The 17,392-nt window shown below is 62.4% G+C and carries 20 protein-coding genes; 9 read left to right on the top strand and 11 right to left on the bottom strand.

What is annotated here, in order from left to right; all coding sequences use genetic code 11:
- Positions 1-274 precede the first annotated feature (274 nt).
- Positions 275-1,648: an LLM class flavin-dependent oxidoreductase gene (locus J2X76_RS12380; protein WP_310216341.1), complete on the bottom strand. Its 1,374-nt coding sequence runs from the start codon at positions 1,646-1,648 to the stop codon at positions 275-277.
- Positions 1,649-1,741: 93 nt separating this feature from the next.
- On the opposite strand from J2X76_RS12380, the gene J2X76_RS12375 reads away from it, so the two are divergent.
- The 3 genes from J2X76_RS12375 to J2X76_RS12365 all read left to right on the top strand — a co-directional run bounded on the left by J2X76_RS12375 (position 1,742) and on the right by J2X76_RS12365 (position 3,685).
- A complete protein-coding gene (locus J2X76_RS12375; RefSeq protein WP_310216339.1) occupies positions 1,742-2,305 on the top strand; it encodes an XRE family transcriptional regulator in 564 nt (187 codons plus the stop codon).
- 256 nt (positions 2,306-2,561) lie between these two features.
- Entirely contained in the window at positions 2,562-2,831 is a 270-nt protein-coding gene (locus J2X76_RS12370; RefSeq protein WP_310216336.1) for a hypothetical protein, read from the top strand.
- Positions 2,832-3,001: 170 nt separating this feature from the next.
- Positions 3,002-3,685 carry a phosphoribosyltransferase gene (locus J2X76_RS12365; RefSeq protein WP_113127930.1) on the top strand — a complete coding sequence of 228 codons (684 nt, stop codon included), beginning with the start codon at positions 3,002-3,004 and terminating at the stop codon, positions 3,683-3,685.
- 4 nt (positions 3,686-3,689) lie between these two features.
- Here the strand turns inward: J2X76_RS12365 and J2X76_RS12360 are convergent, their stop codons facing one another.
- A complete protein-coding gene (locus J2X76_RS12360) occupies positions 3,690-4,463 on the bottom strand; it encodes an endonuclease/exonuclease/phosphatase family protein (RefSeq protein ID WP_310216334.1) in 774 nt (257 codons plus the stop codon).
- Positions 4,464-4,528: 65 nt separating this feature from the next.
- Here J2X76_RS12360 and J2X76_RS12355 point away from each other — a divergent pair, with 65 nt between their 5' ends.
- Entirely contained in the window at positions 4,529-5,470 is a 942-nt protein-coding gene (locus J2X76_RS12355; RefSeq protein WP_310216331.1) for a UPF0104 family protein, read from the top strand.
- On the opposite strand, the gene J2X76_RS12350 is transcribed toward J2X76_RS12355, so the two are convergent.
- The 4 genes from J2X76_RS12350 to J2X76_RS12335 form a co-directional block, all read right to left on the bottom strand.
- Complete coding sequence (locus J2X76_RS12350) at positions 5,450-6,949, bottom strand: phospholipase D-like domain-containing protein (RefSeq protein WP_310216328.1); 1,500 nt, start codon at positions 6,947-6,949, stop codon at positions 5,450-5,452. The genes J2X76_RS12355 and J2X76_RS12350 overlap by 21 nt on opposite strands.
- A gap of 111 nt (positions 6,950-7,060) precedes the next feature.
- On the bottom strand, positions 7,061-7,264 hold the full coding sequence (locus tag J2X76_RS12345; RefSeq protein WP_310216326.1) for a hypothetical protein: 204 nt from the start codon (positions 7,262-7,264) through the stop codon (positions 7,061-7,063).
- A gap of 35 nt (positions 7,265-7,299) precedes the next feature.
- A complete protein-coding gene (locus J2X76_RS12340) occupies positions 7,300-7,479 on the bottom strand; it encodes a hypothetical protein (RefSeq protein WP_310216561.1) in 180 nt (59 codons plus the stop codon).
- 67 nt (positions 7,480-7,546) lie between these two features.
- A complete protein-coding gene (locus J2X76_RS12335; protein ID WP_162732241.1) occupies positions 7,547-7,753 on the bottom strand; it encodes a hypothetical protein in 207 nt (68 codons plus the stop codon).
- 176 nt (positions 7,754-7,929) lie between these two features.
- Between J2X76_RS12335 and J2X76_RS12330 the strand changes: the two genes are divergently transcribed.
- Positions 7,930-8,442 carry a DUF892 family protein gene (locus tag J2X76_RS12330; protein ID WP_310216324.1) on the top strand — a complete coding sequence of 171 codons (513 nt, stop codon included), beginning with the start codon at positions 7,930-7,932 and terminating at the stop codon, positions 8,440-8,442.
- Between the two features lie 9 nt (positions 8,443-8,451).
- On the opposite strand, the gene J2X76_RS12325 is transcribed toward J2X76_RS12330, so the two are convergent.
- Both J2X76_RS12325 and J2X76_RS12320 read right to left on the bottom strand, forming a co-directional pair.
- Entirely contained in the window at positions 8,452-8,667 is a 216-nt protein-coding gene (locus J2X76_RS12325) for a hypothetical protein (protein ID WP_113127924.1), read from the bottom strand.
- A gap of 180 nt (positions 8,668-8,847) precedes the next feature.
- Positions 8,848-9,063 (bottom strand): hypothetical protein, encoded by a 216-nt coding sequence (locus J2X76_RS12320; protein WP_113127923.1) that lies wholly within the window; start codon positions 9,061-9,063, stop codon positions 8,848-8,850.
- A 138-nt stretch (positions 9,064-9,201) separates the two neighbouring features.
- Here J2X76_RS12320 and J2X76_RS12315 point away from each other — a divergent pair, with 138 nt between their 5' ends.
- Positions 9,202-10,323: a glycosyltransferase family 4 protein gene (locus J2X76_RS12315; RefSeq protein WP_310216320.1), complete on the top strand. Its 1,122-nt coding sequence runs from the start codon at positions 9,202-9,204 to the stop codon at positions 10,321-10,323.
- Positions 10,324-10,350: 27 nt separating this feature from the next.
- On the opposite strand, the gene J2X76_RS12310 is transcribed toward J2X76_RS12315, so the two are convergent.
- A complete protein-coding gene (locus J2X76_RS12310) occupies positions 10,351-11,772 on the bottom strand; it encodes an oligosaccharide flippase family protein (protein ID WP_310216318.1) in 1,422 nt (473 codons plus the stop codon).
- A gap of 133 nt (positions 11,773-11,905) precedes the next feature.
- Here J2X76_RS12310 and J2X76_RS12305 point away from each other — a divergent pair, with 133 nt between their 5' ends.
- Both J2X76_RS12305 and J2X76_RS12300 read left to right on the top strand, forming a co-directional pair.
- On the top strand, positions 11,906-13,093 hold the full coding sequence (locus J2X76_RS12305) for a glycosyltransferase (RefSeq protein ID WP_310216315.1): 1,188 nt from the start codon (positions 11,906-11,908) through the stop codon (positions 13,091-13,093).
- A gap of 49 nt (positions 13,094-13,142) precedes the next feature.
- Positions 13,143-13,916 carry a polysaccharide deacetylase family protein gene (locus J2X76_RS12300; protein WP_113127919.1) on the top strand — a complete coding sequence of 258 codons (774 nt, stop codon included), beginning with the start codon at positions 13,143-13,145 and terminating at the stop codon, positions 13,914-13,916.
- A 12-nt stretch (positions 13,917-13,928) separates the two neighbouring features.
- Here the strand turns inward: J2X76_RS12300 and J2X76_RS12295 are convergent, their stop codons facing one another.
- Together J2X76_RS12295 and J2X76_RS12290 are read right to left on the bottom strand one after the other, a co-directional pair.
- Positions 13,929-14,705, bottom strand: coding sequence for a WecB/TagA/CpsF family glycosyltransferase (locus tag J2X76_RS12295; protein WP_310216312.1), 777 nt, complete (start codon positions 14,703-14,705; stop codon positions 13,929-13,931).
- A 1-nt stretch (position 14,706) separates the two neighbouring features.
- Positions 14,707-16,014 (bottom strand): O-antigen ligase, encoded by a 1,308-nt coding sequence (locus J2X76_RS12290; protein ID WP_310216311.1) that lies wholly within the window; start codon positions 16,012-16,014, stop codon positions 14,707-14,709.
- A gap of 279 nt (positions 16,015-16,293) precedes the next feature.
- Here J2X76_RS12290 and J2X76_RS12285 point away from each other — a divergent pair, with 279 nt between their 5' ends.
- Positions 16,294-17,391 carry a glycoside hydrolase family 5 protein gene (locus tag J2X76_RS12285; protein WP_310216309.1) on the top strand — a complete coding sequence of 366 codons (1,098 nt, stop codon included), beginning with the start codon at positions 16,294-16,296 and terminating at the stop codon, positions 17,389-17,391.
- The last annotated feature ends 1 nt before the right edge of the window (position 17,392 follow it).

Genomic DNA, 17,392 nt, shown 5'->3' with positions numbered 1-17,392 from the left:
CCCTCGCCGTCATCCGCCGCCCTCTCGCCGTCATCCGCCGCCCTCTCGCCGTCATCCTCGGCCTTGAGCCGAGGATCCACCGCCGCATCTGCGGCGAAGGGACCCGTCCACGCGAAAGACTTCGCGTGGATGGATCCTCGGCTCAAGGCCGAGGATGACGGAGGATAGCGCCCGGGCATGACGGAGGTCGAGCCCGAGGATGACGGGAACTGAGTTTGGGGAGATGCCCGGCGGGGCAGAGGGGGGTGCCGCAGAAAGCAACCCTTCCCAAAACTCATCCTAGAACCCGATACCTCGCCCCAACATGCCGTCCCGGCAACCGCGCCGTCCCGAACAGCTTTTCCCGGAAGGTGCCCTCGCGATAACCCGTCTTGTAAAGCCCGCGTTCCTGCAGGATCGGGATCACCAGCTCGATGATATCGTCAAAACATTCCGGCACAACCGTGCGTGACAGGTTGAAACCGTCGACGCCCGCCTCGTCCATCCAGGCGACGAGCTTGTCGGCGATCTGTTCGGCTGATCCTACCATCGGCGCCTGGCGGCTGCCGAGCACCATCTGTTCGACGAGCTTGCGTTTCGTCCATTGCGGACCCGCCGTGCGGGTCATCGCCTCGACGTTGGAAACGATTGCCGAGCTCCTGCCGGTCTCGATCGGCTCGTCGAGATCGTATTTTGCGAAGTCTATGCCGAGCGAGCCGGCGGCATGCACCAATGCGCCTTCGGAACTCGCATAGGCGCGGTAATCCTCGAACTTTTCGCGCGCCTCCTTTTCGGTGCGGGCGGTGACGATGGTGGCGCCGACGAAGACTTTGACGTCCTCGGCACTGCGGCCGTATTCGACCGCGCGGGCCCTGATGTCGTCGACGATACCCTTGACCCCTTCGGTCTTCTGGCCGTTGACGAAAACGCATTCGGCATGGGTTGCGGCAAACTGCCGCCCGCGGGTCGAGGAACCGGCCTGGTAGAGAACCGGCGTGCGCTGCGGCGAGGGTTCGCAGAGATGGATCGCCTCGATCCCGTACTGCTTGCCGCGATGACCGATCTTGTGGACCTTGGACGGGTCGGCGTAAACGTGGTTCGCACGGTCGAAGACCACGGCGTCATCCTCCCAGCTTCCCTCCCACAGCCGGTACATGACTTCCATATATTCGTCGGCAAGGTCGTAACGGTCGTCATGGGCCGCGACCCCCTCCAGCCCGACCGCCCTGGCGGCGCTGTCGAGATAGCCGGTGACGATGTTCCAGCCGATGCGGCCGCCCGTCAGGTGGTCGAGGGTCGACATGCGGCGGGCGAAAACGAAGGGCGGCTCGTGGGTGAGGTTGGCGGTGACGCCGAAGGACAGGTGTTCGGTGACCGCCGCCATGGCCGGCACCAGCAGCAGCGGATCGTTGACCGGCACCTGTACCGCGCCTCTCAGAGCCGCCGCGTTGCTGTCGCCGAAGACGTCGTTGACGCCCAGCACATCCGCCAGGAAGATGCCGTCGAACAGGCCTGCCTCGAGCCTCCTCGCATAGTCCGTCCAGTAGCGGAGTTCAGCATAACGGTGCGACTGGTCGCGCGGATGCGCCCAGAGACCCTGCTGGATATGGCCGACGCAGTTCATGTCGAAGGCATTGAAACGGATTTCGCGCGGTCGGTTGTTCCCCATGACCTCTTCCCCTTATTGTCGTTGCGAAAGGGTATCGTCTCTTATAAGATTATTTTGTCCACTATAAAAGACGATCAGCGAAAGGCAAGCCGCTTGCAGCAGACGGAAAACGACCCGGTCCAGGCCATCGCCACGCGGCTGAAGATCGAACGGGAGGGGCGGGGCTGGTCGCTTGCCGAACTCGCCGAGCGTTCGGGCGTCTCCAAGGCGATGATCAGCAAGATCGAACGCAGCGAGGCAAGCCCGACCGCGACCGTGCTCGGGCGGCTCTCCGGCGCGTTCGGCCTGCCGCTCTCGGTGCTGCTGGCGCTTGCCGAGCGGGCGCCGGAGCGCGTGGTGCTGCAGGCGGAACAGCCGGTCTGGACCGATCCGGAGACCGGTTACACCCGCCGCGCCGTCTCGCCGGCGAATTCCCGTCTGGAACTTCTGGACGTCGCGCTGCCTGCGGGCGTGCGCGTTCCCTATCCGGCTTCCGCCTTTGCCTTCCAGCACCAGCAGATCTGGGTTCTCTCCGGGCGGCTCGATTTTCAGGAGGGGGGCGTGATGCATCACCTCGCGGAAGGGGATTGCCTCCTGCTCGGCCCGCCGGCGGATTGCAGCTTCTTCAATCCGGGCGAGGCGCCGGCGCGCTACGTGGTGGCGCTGACGCGGCGGTAGGCATTTCATCGTGAAGCAGGCGGATGCAGCCGCCTTGGACCGCCCCGGCGAAAAGAAAAGGCGCCTCCCGGTGAGGGGAGACGCCAGTCGGGGAGGGTATTTATGACGTCGCCGGTCGCGTGGAGGTCAAGCGCCCGACCCGCCATGAACACATGACCGCGAGTTTTGTTCCGCTTGCGCTCGCAATCGCGGGTCGAACCGGAACCTTCGGTGGCGGTCCCGGTTCGACGATGAGATACGGAAAGGAGAACCGACCATGAGCAAAGCCGTGGAAACCACCGATCACAAGGAAATCAGGGAATGGATCGAGCGACGCGGCGGCCATCCAGCGCGCGTCAGGGGTGCCAAGGAAGGCGGCGTGCTGCGGGTCGATTTCGGCAAACCGGAAGATTCCCTCGAAGGGATCGAATGGGACGATTTCTTCTCGATCTTCGACGACAACAAGCTCGCCTTCCTTTTCCAGGAAGAAACGGAAGCAGGCAAGACCAGCTGCTTCAACAAGTTCGTGTCCCGCACGAAGCATTGATGCGCGCCCGTGCGCGGCAATGCGGAGCCAGGTGGTCTCTTTTCGGGAAGACGGAACCCAAACCGCATCCTCCCGGTTGTCGGAGGTCCGGCCGGTGATATGATGCGGCCGGGCTGGCTAGAGAACCACGTGCGATGGCAGAGACCGTCGCACTGTCCCGGGAGGATGAAATGGCCGGTCTGAGCCCAACTTTTACCGATCGCGAGGATGCAGGACGGCAGCTGGCGGAAGCCCTGCAGGTGGCGTCGCTGCCCAACCCGATCGTCATGGCGCTGCCGCGCGGCGGCGTGCCCGTCGCCTTCGAGGTCGCCCAGCGGCTTGGGCTGCCGCTCGATCTCCTGATCGTTCGCAAGATCGGTGCCCCCGGTCATCCCGAATATGGCATCGGTGCAGTCGTCGACGGACGCGAGCCGCATGTGGTCGTCAATGAGGATGCTGCGCGCCGCTTCCATGTGCCGCCGGGATATCTTGCGACCGAGCGCGACCACCAGCTTGCCGAGATAGAGCGCCGGCACCGGATGTATTTCGGCGAGGACGAACCGAGCGAGCACGATCATACCGGCCGCGACGTCATTCTCGTGGATGACGGAATTGCCAACGGCGTCTCGATCCGCGCCGGCATTCATGCGCTGAGGGACATGGGCGTTGCGTCGATCTGCATTGCCGTGCCCGTCGCGCCGCGTCAGATGCTGGAATCCTTGCAGGAGGAGGTGGACGATATCGTCTGCCTGTCCGCCCCGGACCGCATGGAAGCGGTCAGCCTGCATTACGGCGACTTCGCCGAAACCACCGATCAGGACGTGGTGCGTCTTCTCAAGGAGGCGCGCCGGCTCAGCCGGACGCTCACCCATTGAGGCCTTAGAGTTCGACCGTCACCAGAAGCGGCAGATGGTCGGAAGCCTGACGGGAAAGCGGCGTCGATACGACCCGCGTTTCGACCGGCGTGATGTCGCTGGAGACGAAGACGTGGTCGATCCTCAGCAGCGGAAACCGCGACGGGAAGGTGGCTCCGGCCTTCATCCCGGTCAGGCGCGGTGCGTCACCCATCTGCCGGGCGACCGTCCTGTAGGTCGCGGTGAGGGGAATGGCGTTGAAATCGCCGATCAGGATGGTCGGCTTGCCCTGGCAGGCCGGCGCTGCGATCCAGGCAGGCCCCAGGATCTCGCCGATCTGGCGCATGCGGTCGCTGCCCAAAAGGCCGAGATGGGTGTTGAAGACCTGCAGTTTGTGCTCTCCGACGTCGATCTCCACCCATAGGGCGCCGCGCTGTTCGCCATGCGACGGCAGGCCGGCACCCTTGACCATTCTTGCCGGCAGCGCCGTCAGGATTGCGTCGCCGTAACGTTCTTCGGCGACATTGAGTGCGGCGTGGAAATGGAATTCCATCTGCAGGAGAGACGCGATCGCATGCGCCTGGTCTATTCCGCCGGTGCGGCTGCGGCCGACATCCAGTTCCTGCAATCCGATGACATCCGGTTCCACGGCGGCGATCACTTCCGCCACCCGGCCCGGATCAAGCCGGCGATCGGTGCCGATGCAGCTGTGGACGTTGTAGCTCAGGATTTTCAGGCGATGCCTTGCTGGGGAGGGGCGGGCCGTGGATTGCGCTGGTGGTGCTGTCTGATCCGTCATGGCGCTGGGAACACCTTGGGCCCGGTTTCGTTCCCATTCTTATACAGCCATTCACGTGAGGGACCATGATCGCCAGACGCCATCTGTTCAAGTTCCTGATCGGCGCCGCGATCTGCCTGGCAGCCTTCCTCGTCTATCGCAGCCTCGGCCGCTACACGATGGACGAGATCGAGGAATCCGTCCGTTCGATCGCCGGCTTCCGGCTGGCCGCGGCTTTCTTCTTCGTCATCCTCTCCTATCTCTGCCTTGGCGGGTTTGATGCGCTCGCCGTCCGTTATGCGGGCAAACCGCTCCTCCTGCGGCAAACGTCGCTTGCGTCTTTCACGGCGCTGTCGATCGGCCACAATGTCGGGCTGGCTGCGCTCAGCAGCGGCGCCGTCCGCTACCGGTTCTATACGCGCTGGGGCCTGACCGGCGAGCATGTCGCCAAGGTCATCGTGTTCTGCGGGGTTACCGTCGGTCTCGGCCTTGGAACTCTGGCCGGGCTTGCGCTTTTGCTCCAGCGGGGCGATGCGCCGGATCTGCTCGGCCTCGATCATAGGGCGCGCCTGATGGTCGGGCTTGTCTGCCTCGCCGGGCCGGTCGCCTATCTGCTGATCTGCGCCCTGGTGCGCCGCCCGCTCGTCGTTCGCAAATGGCGTTTCGAGCCACCGGCAATGCCGCTTGCGATCGGGCAGGTGGTCATCGGAACGCTGAATTTCGCCTGTGTCGCCGCCTCCATCCAGCAGCTTCTGGCAAGCTTTACCGAGGCCGACTACCTGGATGTCGCCGGAGCCTATGTCACCGCCAACATAGCCGCGCTGATCAGCCACGTGCCGGGGGGATTGGGCGTGCTCGAGGTCACCATGCTCGGCATCCTGCCGACATCCGCCTCTATCGGGGCGCTCGTGGCCTTCCGGGTGCTCTATTTTTTCGTGCCGCTCATCGCCGGGGTACCGACGCTGCTTGTCACCGAGGCCTATTATCGTCATCGGGGCGGCAAATTCCTAGAGCAGACGGTGATGTGAGAACCGGGCGAAAAGCCGCCTGAAGCCCGTCTTGATTTCAGGGATCGGCCAAAAAGGCTGTTTCGGATCGATGATCCCCGTGCCGACCAGCGAACCGGTTTCGCCTTTTTCGGCATCGACGTCGAAGCTCCGCAGACCGCGCGGGCCGACATTGAGTTGTTCGATGGCCGCCAGCATGGAGCCGGTTTCCGCGATGATCCGCGTGACCTCCGCCGGCTGGGCGCCGAGATGTTCGGCGATCAGGTCGTCGCGCAATGCTGTGATTGCCTGGCGGCCCGCCGGATCCGAGGTTTCGATCGCAAGGTCTGCTTCCGTGTCCAGTCCTTCAGAGCGGTTATTGAGATTGGAAGAGCCGACGCGCACGAACTGGTCGTCGACGATGATCAGTTTGGAATGGACGATGATTTCCTGTTCTCCGCCGTTGCCGTTCGGAACCGTGGCATAGAAAACCCGCAGCCGCCCGAAGCGATCGGCCCGCTTCAGGCGGCGGATCAGCCGGTTGCGGTTGTGGCCCATCATCAGCTTTTCCAGGAAGCCGTGGGATTCCCGGGTGACGATCACCACGATTTCCGGTCCGACGGTTTTCCTCAATCGTTTGGCGAGCGTGCGGGCGACGCCGAAGGAGGCGAGATACTGGGTTTCGATATAGAGATGGCGTTTGGCGGCCTTCAGCGCGTCGTGGGTCAACCGGATCGCCTCGCGGTGACCGCGTCGGCCTTTCCATTTCCACGCCTCCGTCAGCGCCAGACCGGTATTGCACTCGGTGAGCGCCGGCTCCAGGTCGTTTGGCCAGGGCGTCGAGCCCGGCGTCTCGACCGGTTGGAGGGCCTCCCGGGTCGCCTTCTTCCAGCGGCGGCGGGCGACATCGCCGATCAGCTTTGCCGTATCGCCTGTGACGATCGTCTGTATGTCGTGGACCGGGCCGTAGGCGTTGCCGTCCACGGACCGGCGAAGCGGGTTCACCGCCGCATGGCTGCGGTCGTCCCAGCGGCGCGCGGTCAGGTCGATGCCGCCGAGGAAGGCCGTCCGGTCGTCGATCGCAACGATTTTCTGATGATGGCTGGCGCGCAGCGGATGATCGAAGTCGAAATGCAGGAAGATGCGCGGATGGTCGTTCCAATCCATCCTGCCGAACATCCGGAGGCTCTTGCCGGAATAAACCGGGCCCATGCCCCAGACCAGGATGCGGATTTCAAGCGCGGGTTTTTCCTCGACCATCCTGCGCAGCAGCGCGCCGATCGTTTCACCCTCGGGATCGCGGGGACGAAGCAGAATATCGGGATTGAAATCCCAGCCGATGATGAAGACTGACCGTTCCGCCTGCCTCAGAACCTGATCCAGCCGGCGGTAATATTCTTCGCCGTCTATCAGGAAGGCAAGCTTGTCCGCCTTTGCACTGCGCCAGGCATTACGGCCCGGCCGGATGATGGGTTCGAAAGGAAATGCCGTTTCCCGGGTCGGAATTGATTGCGTCGTCACGTCCACCTGCGCCACCTCGTCATGGAATCGCGGAAGAACGCATGGATTTTGCCCTTTGTTCCAAAGGCTGCTTCCTGCACTGACCCGGGTGGGCGGTTCGAAGTCGAGGTATTACTCGACGATCGTTTGCGGCGGTGGACCGGGAGCGATGAAATCGTTGTCGCCATCGCCAAAGGCTTCCATAGCGGCGATAAGCCCGAAAAGGATGAGAACAGCGGCAGCTAGCAGCTTCCAGAGCCCCCCGGGTGCCGACCTGTGGCCAGTGTCGCCCTGTACTCCGCTGCGGTCCGTGTGCGTATGGCTATGGGTGTTCATGATGGATTCCCCGGCGCCCCAGCGCCGGTGCCTCTTCAATTCGATGCCAGGTTGCCGGGCGGCATGTAGACCGGTGGATTGTGGTTTTCGTCGGGATTGGGGAGCGGTGCCTCATCCGGCAGCCGGTCGGGCTCCGGCTCGTCGATCGGCGGCTCAGGCGTCCATACGGGCGCCGGCATAGGCGGCTGTTCACTTGGTTCGCGAGGGGTGGGTATCATGGAAAACTCCCTGTTACTCGGTTCACAACCGCCCCGCATGGCGATTGTTCCTCGCGAACCGGCCTTAAGGCTTCGTGGAGCCGGTATTTGTCGGGTCCGTGCCGGTGGCGGGTGCAGGCGCGGGCATCTGCGCCGTGTTCTTGGTCGCCGGCGGTGCGGGGGCCTGTGCCGCGTTATCTGACGGGCCGGTGAAATAATAGCCGCCCGCCAGCAGGAGGAGCACGACGACAATACCTCCGATGATCGAATTTGCCCTTGTCTCGCGTGACATGATCTTCGCCTTCATGGATCGTGAATTTACGACTGGACAATTCGCAAACGGAGGCAATGTTCCAAAGCATAAAGGCGAAGAGGAACTTCGGATGCTTTCAGGGGTTGAATCCGCTGCCTTGCCATCCGTCTTCCCGAGGTAGCCGATATGGGCAACCAGTTTGCGAGGAGAAGCGAATGACCCATGCCCGAGACAATTTTCTTGCCTGGCTTCGCGCTGCCCATGCCATGGAAGAGCAGGCGATCACCGCGCTTTCTGCCCAATCGCGGCGCATCGAGAGCTATCCGGATCTCAAGGCCCGTATCGTCAGCCATCTGCACGAGACTGAGCAACATGCTCAGGCGCTGAAGGAGCTTCTCGACCATTTCGCAGGAGCCGGCAGCGTGTCCGCGATCAAGGACATCGCCGCCAAACTGACGGCCAAGGCGCAGGGCGTCGGGGGCATGCTGACCAGTGACGAAGTCGTCAAGGGAGCGATGGCGGGCTATGCTTTCGAGCATATGGAGATCGCCAGCTACCGGGTTTTGATTGCGGCGGCCGATGAACTGGACGAAATCGGCGCCAAGGCCGTGTTCGAACGCATCCTCGCGGAGGAAGTCGCCATGGCGGACTGGCTGGGTGCCAATCTCGACACCCTCACCCGCATCTTCCTGATGCGGGACGAGCGCGACCTGATGGCGAAAAGATAAGGCGGGACCTCAGGTTTTCAAATGTGCGTCCGCGGCGAGGTGATCCTGCAGTTCCCGTGGGTCACGCACGCCCTGCTGGTAAAGCTGGATGATCTGAGCGGCAAGAGTGCTGGCAACGGGGCCTCCCGTCGGTAGGCCGCGCTCGGCGCAGATATCGTCAAAAAGACGTTGAAGGAAAGCCAGTTCACTCGGCTCGAAAGCGTGGGTCAGGACTGCCGCATTCATTTAAGCCTCCATAGGTGGTGGCGAAAACGCTTCCTGTCGCCGGAGCGTCGTTTTTACCGAGGTCGGCGATGTTGGAAAGACTACTCCTTCTATGCCTCTTTGCAAGGAAAGAAAGCCGCGTGGTGCCCGGAGGGACGGCTTTCAATCCGTTCTTGAGAGTGTACGGATATATTTGCTTTTTCAGTCGTTAAGATGATTGGCCTCGTGATCGTGGAACTGCTCCGTCTGTATCGTTTTGCTATCAAGCCCGCGTTCCCTCGAATGCTGCGCCTTGTCGCGATTGGATAGAACCTTGTTTTCGGGAAGGATTGCCTTGTCGATATCCGTCATGGCCCCGTTGCCGCTGTTTTTCCCTTGTGCTCCCGCGCCCATGCGTTTCGAACTGGCTTTGGCCATGATCTCTGGCTCCTCGTTTTTTCGGTTCCGGGATAGAACCGCGAGAGGGGGCTTTTGATCCGCGAAAATTGGGATAGGAGGTATCTGAACGATCTTTCTGCGCAGATCTTAAGATTTCAGCCCTAAGGGTTTCGGGTCATGAGGCACGAATTCAGCTCAGCCTTTCCAAAGGCTGCCGATACGATCAATCCTTCGGGGATGCGGGTTCTCCAGCTGGTCACCCATGACAAGATGGGCGGCGTACGCACCCTCGTGCAGATGGTCGAAACCGGCCTGCACGCCCGCGGTTTTGCCGTTGAGACCCTGCCTCTCGACACCGGTTCTGGAATGGTGCCCACGCTTCGCAATCTTTCGCGTCTTGGATGGGCCATCCTCTCGCGGAAATACGACGCGATATTCACCTACCAGGCGGCTGCGTCCGTCTTTGGCGGCTTCCTCGGCTTCCTGGGGCGGGTGCCCGTGCGCGCCGCCCATCATACCGCGGCGCCCGAGGGCATTCGCCGGCATTGGAAGGCACTCGACTGGCTGTTCGGCTCGATAGGGGTTTTTACCCATTTCGTATCGAATTCCGTATCGACCAGCGCCTCGTTCGGCAAATGGCCTGCCGCCTATCGGCGGCGTTTCATCCTGATCCCGCATGGGGTCGATCCCATTCCGCCGGCTCGCGCCGCGGTCGACTGGCGGCAGCGCCTGTCGATTTCGCAGGATGCCCTCGTACTGGTCGCGACCGGCCGGCTCGTCGACCAGAAGGATCACGCGGTATTGGTGGAGGCGCTCCCGATGCTGCCGGGGATGCATCTGATCGTCGCGGGCGACGGTCCCAACCGGGAGGCGCTGGAAGGCAAGGCACGGGCTCTTGATGTGGCGGAGCGTGTCCATCTCATCGGATCGATCGACCGGGATGAACTCGGCAATGTCCTGGCCGCCGGCAATATCTATGTGTTTCCGTCGATCTGGGAAACCTTCGGTCTGGCCGGAGTGGAGGCTTCGATGGCGGGGCTGCCGGTTGTCGCGTCGGATCTCCCGGTTCTGCGGGAGGTGCTTTGCATCGGAGACGACCGTGAAAACGCCGCCATGACGCGGTTCCATCCGCCTTGCGATGCGCTCGGCCTTGTCGAGGCGATCAAGGATGTGGCGGCCAACTATCCGGATCCCCAGCTTCGCAACGATTTTGCGCGATTGCATCGCGAGCATCACAGCCGGGAGCTGATGCTGGAGCGATATACGAACTTTCTGCGCTCCGAGGGCGGCGTCCGCTGATCTGGACACCACGCCCACAGGGATGAGCTATCGCCTGTGATAGAGCCGCAGAAGCAGCGAGCGGGCATCGAACAGGTTCCAGCGCAGCGCGATATAGGCGCTGGCGATGCCGATCAGGACGAAATTGATGGCACTCGCAATCGGCTCTCCCGCCAGGATCTCGGCCCCCTTGCCGATCGCGACCAGAGCTATTCCGAGTGCGAGCAGCAGGGCGCCCCGCGGCATGTCGAGCGGCATGCGCAGGTTTCCCGACGCGTAGACCAGGCAGATCAGCAGTGCCGCCGCCTGTCCGAGCGTGAAGGCGATGGCGGCGCCCATGGCGGCGTATGGCGGGATCAGCAGGTAGCTCAGCGTGCCGGTGACCGCCAGCATCACCACGGAAGCGACCAGTTCGAGGTTCGTCGTCCCGCTGAAATAGATCACCTGGCCGAAATAGTGGGAACGCATCACGAGAAAGGCGTTGGCGACCAAAAGGATCGGCATGATCTGCGTGACGACCGGCAGGTAGCTCGGGGCCAGCAGGACGGCAAAGACCACGTCCCCGAGCAGGATGAACGACACCGTGCCGAAAATGACGATATAGGATTGGGTAATGAAGGCGCGCTTGAGCGTATTGCGTGTTTCGGCCCGGTTTCCCTCCGTATGGAGGTTCTTGGCGCTTGAAATATATCCGGCGCTGATTGCCTCGGCCAGGACCAGGAAGGTCTGCTTCATGAGATCCAGCACCGTCCCGTAAGGGGCGACCGTGCTGGTGTTATAGAGACCCGCCAAGAGCAGACGGTCGATGTTCATGGCGGCTGCGGAGGCGCCGAAGGCGATCGCCAGCGGCCAGCCGTAACGCCACATCCGCCGCACGTCGCTGCCCCGTGGCCAGACAAAGCCGGAGGCCCATATGGTGCGCCTGAAATGCCGGAAAACCGGCACCGAGCCCAGGGCATAACCCAGGCCGACGCCCATCAGCAACGCGCCGGGCGTGTCGAATTCCAGCACGGCGATGAAGCCGAACAGCAGGGAAAAGACGCTGCGGGCGATGGTTGCTATCGCGACCAGCCGGACAAGAAGATGGGCGCGGCTGATCTCGACGGCAACGAAATACAGGGTGAAGCAGATCACCAGCAGGCTGCTGCTGACCGCAACCCCGGCAGGCAAAGTTCCCATGAGGTAGAAGAGGTAGATGGCGGCGACCGCCGGCAGCATGACGACCCCTGAGACCAGCAGCAGGGCGCCTGCGAGCCGATCGGCCTCCTTCGGGTCATACCGCCCGAAATGCGCGAATACGATCCACTGGACGCCGAGACTGTAGACCATCATGCATATGGAGAAGCCGACGATGTACTGGCCGTAGACCTCGGGGCTGGTCATGCGGGTGAAGATGGAAACCGATACGAGATTGATGATGGCCGAGGTCGCGCGGGAGGCCAAATACACCGAGGCATGTCTATCGCTCAATTTCGTCGCCCAATGATATGCATTTGGTCAGAATTAACCGCTAACCCTCTAGGGTAGCCGGATCGTTGCCGGAGGTGATGTAGGGCATTCCTTATCAGGAAAAAACGCAATAATCATAGGGCATGTGATGATTATGAATAGCTCTCGGATTGTTGATCCGGTCGGAGCGCGGATCTGCTTTCTCGTCCGCGGTTTCGACGGCGGAGGGGCGCAGCGCGACGCCATTCTCCTGGCAAACGAATTGCAGGCCCAGGGATTTCCGAGTGCCATCGTCACGCTCCAGAGTTCCGGCCCCCTGCGTTCCCTGATCCGCGCCGACGTGCCCGTCGTCGATCTCGGCCATGGCCGCAAGCTGCGCCTTGCCTTTGCTCCCGCCGCGCTGAGACGCCTGCTGGCGACCGGACGCCCCAAGGCGCTGGTGTCTTCGGAGGCGGCGGCGAATGTCCTTGTGGTGCTCGCCTCCCGGGGGCTGGCACGGGAAACGCGGCCGTCGATCGTCCTGCGCGAGGTTGCAAGCCCGCTTCAGGCGCAGACGGGAGATCCCTATTGGCAGAACCGGCTGGCCTACAGGCTGATCCGTTTTGCCTATCCGCGCGCCGATCTCGTCCTGACGCTGACGGCCGGCGCACGAAACGACCTCGTTTCCCGTTTCGGGGTCCCGGCGGAGAAGGTCGCCAATCTCGGAACCAATGCCGTCCTCACGCCGCAGATGCGGCAGAGGATCGGGCAGCTCGGCCATGCGCCGCAGCCCGGCCTCATCGTTTCGGTCGGCAGGCTTTCTCCGGAAAAGGGATATGCGACGCTGATCGAGGCGTTCGCGCAGCTCCGTCAGACGCGTCCTGCGCGGCTGACGATCGTCGGAGAAGGCGACGAGCGCGGCAACCTGGAGGCCTTGATCGAAGCCAAAGGCCTGTCGGGGGATGTCAGCCTGACCGGGCACAATCCCGACCCGCTGTCGGTCGTGTCGCAGGCTTCGCTTTTCGTGTCGTCATCCTCGCACGAGGGGCTGGGGAATGCGCTGATCGAAGCGATGGCCTGCGGCGTGCCCGTGGTTGCGACCGACGCGCCCTACGGCCCGCGCGAAATCCTTGAGGACGGCAGGCTGGGACGGCTGGTTACGGTCGGCGACGCGACCGCGTTGGCCGGGGCGATGGCCGCAACCCTCGACCAGCCAACCGACGGCGCCATCCTTCAGGCCCGCGCGGGCGAGTTCAGCGTGGAGAGATCGGCGGAGCGGTTCATCCAGCTTTTGCAGGCTGCCGGAATAGCGGGAAAAGCGGAGCCGTCGGAGCCGAGGGTTGAGACAACCGTAAGTATTTGACATTATGGTGCCGAAGTCTGGAAGTCTTGATCTGAGTGGGTGGGGGTAGATGGGGAAGACGAAGCTCTGGGAAATGTCCGGTTCCGAGATACTGGCGGGCGTGTCCCGCAAGATCGGCCGGCATGTCTATTTTCGCCCGCATCTGTTGAAGCTGGACGCGCCTGTCGTTGCTTTCACCTTCGATGATTTTCCTGTCTCGGTTTTCGAAAATGCTGCGCCTGCTCTTGAGGACGCGGGCATGCTTGGAACTTTCTATCTGGCGAGCGGGCTGATGAAGCGGGTCGAAAACGGCCAGCTGATCGTCGACGAGGAGATGGTCGCGGCACTTTCGGCAAAGGGCCACGAGATTGGGGGCCACACGCATGGCCATATCAACGTCCAGAAAACACCCCGTCCCGACCTGATGGCCGATGTCAGGCGCAACGACGAGGAAATCGCCCGGATCGTCGGTTTCCGGAAGCCGGTTTCCTTCGCCTATCCTTTCGGGATGATCTCGGTCCCGTCCAAGCTGGCGCTGATGAACCATTATCCGGGCCTGCGCGGCATCAAGGTCGGCACCAATTCCGGCCTTATCGATCTTGCCCATCTCAAGGCGCAGGAACTCTACGATTGCAGCAACACGTCCGCGTCGATCGACAGGATGCTCGACGATGCCGAGCGGCGGCGCGGCTGGCTGATCTTCTATACTCATGACGTGCGCAAGGATCCGACGAATATCGGCTGTTCGCCGGCATTCTTCTCGGAAGTGGTCGACAAGGTCCGCCGGCGCGGCATCAAGGTCGAGACGGTGATCGATACGCTGAAGCGGATCGGCGTCGCCTAAGAAACTTGTCGCCTAGCTGCGGTCGGACTTCAGGTCCTTGTAGACCGCCCAGAGGAAGGCCCAGGACGTGACGAAATAGCGCTTTGCCAGGCGGCGCGGTTCCGTCGCCACGCGCCAGAGGAATTCGAGGCCCGCCTTTCGCAGGAAGACCGGAGCCCGCGATTTGACGCCGGCATAGAAATCGAGCCCGGCGCCAAAACCGAAGCCGTAGCAATCGGGAAGCTCGGCCCGATGCCGGTCCATCCAGATCTCGGATTTCGGGGCGCCGATGCCGAAGAAAATATGGGTCGCGCGGTTTTCCCGAAGCCTGGACACCAGTTCCCGGCCAAATGCCTCGTTCTTCTCGAAAGCCGGCGGCGCCGTGACGATGATATGTTCGGAAAAGCCGAGTGCGCGCAGTTTTTCGTCGAGGACCGCGGCAGTGGTTTCGCTCGAGCACAAAAGCAGGGGCCGGTGAATGCCCGGCTTCAGGCGTCCGATGATTTCGGGAAACAGGTCTGCCCCGGTGATACGGCCGGGGACCGCAAGCCCGCGCAGCCACGCATAGAGGAGGACGGGGGCTCCATCGACGGTGGTCAGCCACGCCTTGTCATAGGCGGCCTTGAAGGCGGGGTTCCTGCTCAGCTGGACGATGTGATCGAGGTTGGCGGTCACCAGCAGCCGCAGGCCTTCTCCCGCCGGCACCGGTTCGGTGACGATCGCATCGACGATCCTGCCCGCATCCCAGGTGGAGAACTCGATGCCGAAGACGGAGGTTCGCCGCGGATTTGCGGGTGCTTGTTCGGACATGTCAGGCGTATGCTGGTCCATAGGCGGGCTCTGCCTTCCTGGAGGCTCGGATGCGGTAGCGTGCCTGGTAGCCAAGGCCGAACATGGCGACCATCATCGTGAACCAGATCGGTCCCGACCGTGCGAGGAAGATGCTTTCGAGGCAGGCAAGGAAGATCGAAAAAAGCCAGATCCTCAGGAAAAGCCTGGTGAGGGGGGTGAAATTCTCTGCGGCGTCGATTGCCGACAGGTTTTTAAGGGGAGTAGCCAAGACCCATATCACCATCAATATCAATCCCGGGATGCCGGCGTTCATGGCGGCATCGACATAGGCATTGTGGGCGTCCACCGCGCGCACGGCCCAGTTCAGGGTGCGCATGTCGCTGTTGACGAGGCTTTCCGCACCCCAGAAAGAGCCGAAGCCATAACCGGTGATCGGATGCTGCGCAATAGCGTCGAGCGCCAGCCGCCAGATATCGGCGCGCGCCGTATAGGTGGTGTCGATCCCGGTGGCGGCGACGATCTCCCGGAGCGGCGCAATGGTCGATACGCCGACCGTCGCCAGGTTGAGCAGGCCGACGCCGCCGAAGACGACGGGAATGCGGATCCAGCGCCAGCGCTCGAAGAAAATACTGAGGAGGAAGATGCCCGGCAGCATGGCGGTCGAGGTCTTGGCGCCGGTCCTCAGCAGAAAAAAGCAGCTTGCCAGGATCAGGAGCAGGCCGGCGACCCGCGACCAGGCGGACATCAGGTAGATGCCGACGAAGCAGGAAAGCGCCATGACGACGCCGGTTTCGTTCTTCTGGACGTAAATTCCCTTCCAGCGACCGGCATGCTGCGGCTCGAGAAAATCGGTGAGCTGATGCACGGCGAGCCTGGGGAGAAAGAGCACGCCGAAATAACATAGCCCGACGATCAGGATCACACCGCCGCCGGCCAGCCGCGCGAACTGGCTTTCGCCCTTCGGCAGCATCAGGAATGCGCTGGCACTGATGCAGACGGTCAGTGCAATCAATACGCGCCTGACGGCGCCGAGCGGATCGACGGAAAGCGCCGCAGTCAGAAACAGCCATCCGAACACGACCGCCAGCAGCAGACGGGGCTGGAAGATGACGCTGCGCACCCTCGGTGTGATCGCATAGACGACCACGATCAGGAACAGCATATAGGCAAGCAGCTGGCTCCAGAGAGCCGGTTTGGCCAGGGCCGGATTGACGCTCGTATCAACGAAGGGTGTCAGGGTGATCCAGTAAAAGCACCCGACGCAGCAAAACAGCAGCTTGGTGCCGAAATTCCCAGAAGACGCAACTTCGTCCGTGTCTCTCGTCATCCGCTCGCCGCCGCGTCCTTCTGCGGGCGAATCGTAACAGAAACCGCCGAATCCCGCCAGCATCCATATCCGCACAGCAGCCCGCTTCGACGGCGTCCAGGGCGGCTGCAGCCCGGTTCGGCAAACCGGTAAAGCGAAAGTGCGGTCGCGCGATATCCCGCGCGTTCATCATAACCGGATAAACTTCGGCGGTTTGCTTGACCTTTTCCCGCCGAACCGGATTTTTCCTTCCATGACGTTATCCTGCGGCGCGTTTCGGGCAGGAATGGAGAGTTTCGGATGCTGAGGATATTGGCGCTGCTTGCGGGATCTCTCATGCTGATGGCGTTGGCGATCGTAAGTGCGCGGGCGCAGAATTTCACGTTGAAACCGTTTTCGGAAACCCGTGCGCCCGAAATCGCCGGGCTGACGGCGGCGGACCAGGCCAGGGCGCTGGGGCGAGGGGTCAATTTCGGAGGGACGCTGGAAGCGCCGAGCGAAGGCGCCTGGGGAGGAAAGCTTTCCGCAGAACTGTTTGCGGCGGTCAGGGAGGGCGGATTTCAGACCATCCGGCTGCCGGTCCGTTTCAGCAGCCATGCGGCCCTCTCGGCGCCCTATACGCTTGACGCGGCCTTCATGAAGCGCGTCGATTTTGCAATCAACAACGCGCTCTCGCGCGGGCTCAACATCATCGTTGATTTTCATCACTACCACGAGATGGATGGCGATCCGCTCGAGGCTGAGGAGGTCGCGATCGGCGTGGAGAAGAGCCGTGAGCGTTTCCTGGCGATCTGGGAACAGCTCGCCCAGCGCTACCAGAGCCTTCCCAACGACAAGGTGCTGTTCGAGATCTACAACGAACCGCACGGCAAGACGGAGGACGTCTGGAACGAGCTGCTCGCCAAGGCGCTTGCGGTGATCCGCAAGACAAATCCCCACCGTTTCCTCATCGTCGATGCTGCGAACTGGGCGACGGCCTGGGGGCTCGAGAAGCTGGCGATCCCGCCCGGCGACCGCCGGCTGATCGTCACCATCCACAATTACGCACCCTTCAAGTTCACGATGCAGGGCGCCAGCTGGATCGAGGGATCCAAGCCCTGGCTCGGCACCTCGTGCTGCGAAACGGCGCAGATCGAGGAGATCAGGACGCCGCTCGACATGGCGGTCGAATGGGGAAAGAAGAACGACCGGCCGATCTTTGTCGGGGAATTCGGCTCCAACTCGCTCGCCTATTATCCCGACCGGGTGACCTATACCCGGATCATGCGGGAGGAAATCGAGAAACGCGGGCTGAGCTGGGCTTACTGGGATTTCGCGTCCCACGAGTTCGGCCCCTGGGACCCTGCCACCAAGTCATGGCTGCCGGAATTGCACGAGGCGCTGGTTCCGAAGAAATAGG

Source organism: Neorhizobium sp. 2083 (assembly GCF_031455615.1).
Taxonomy (GTDB): domain Bacteria; phylum Pseudomonadota; class Alphaproteobacteria; order Rhizobiales; family Rhizobiaceae; genus Neorhizobium.
The sequence above is the reverse complement of the archived record's forward strand: the minus strand, read 5'-3'. Positions and strand labels throughout refer to the sequence as shown.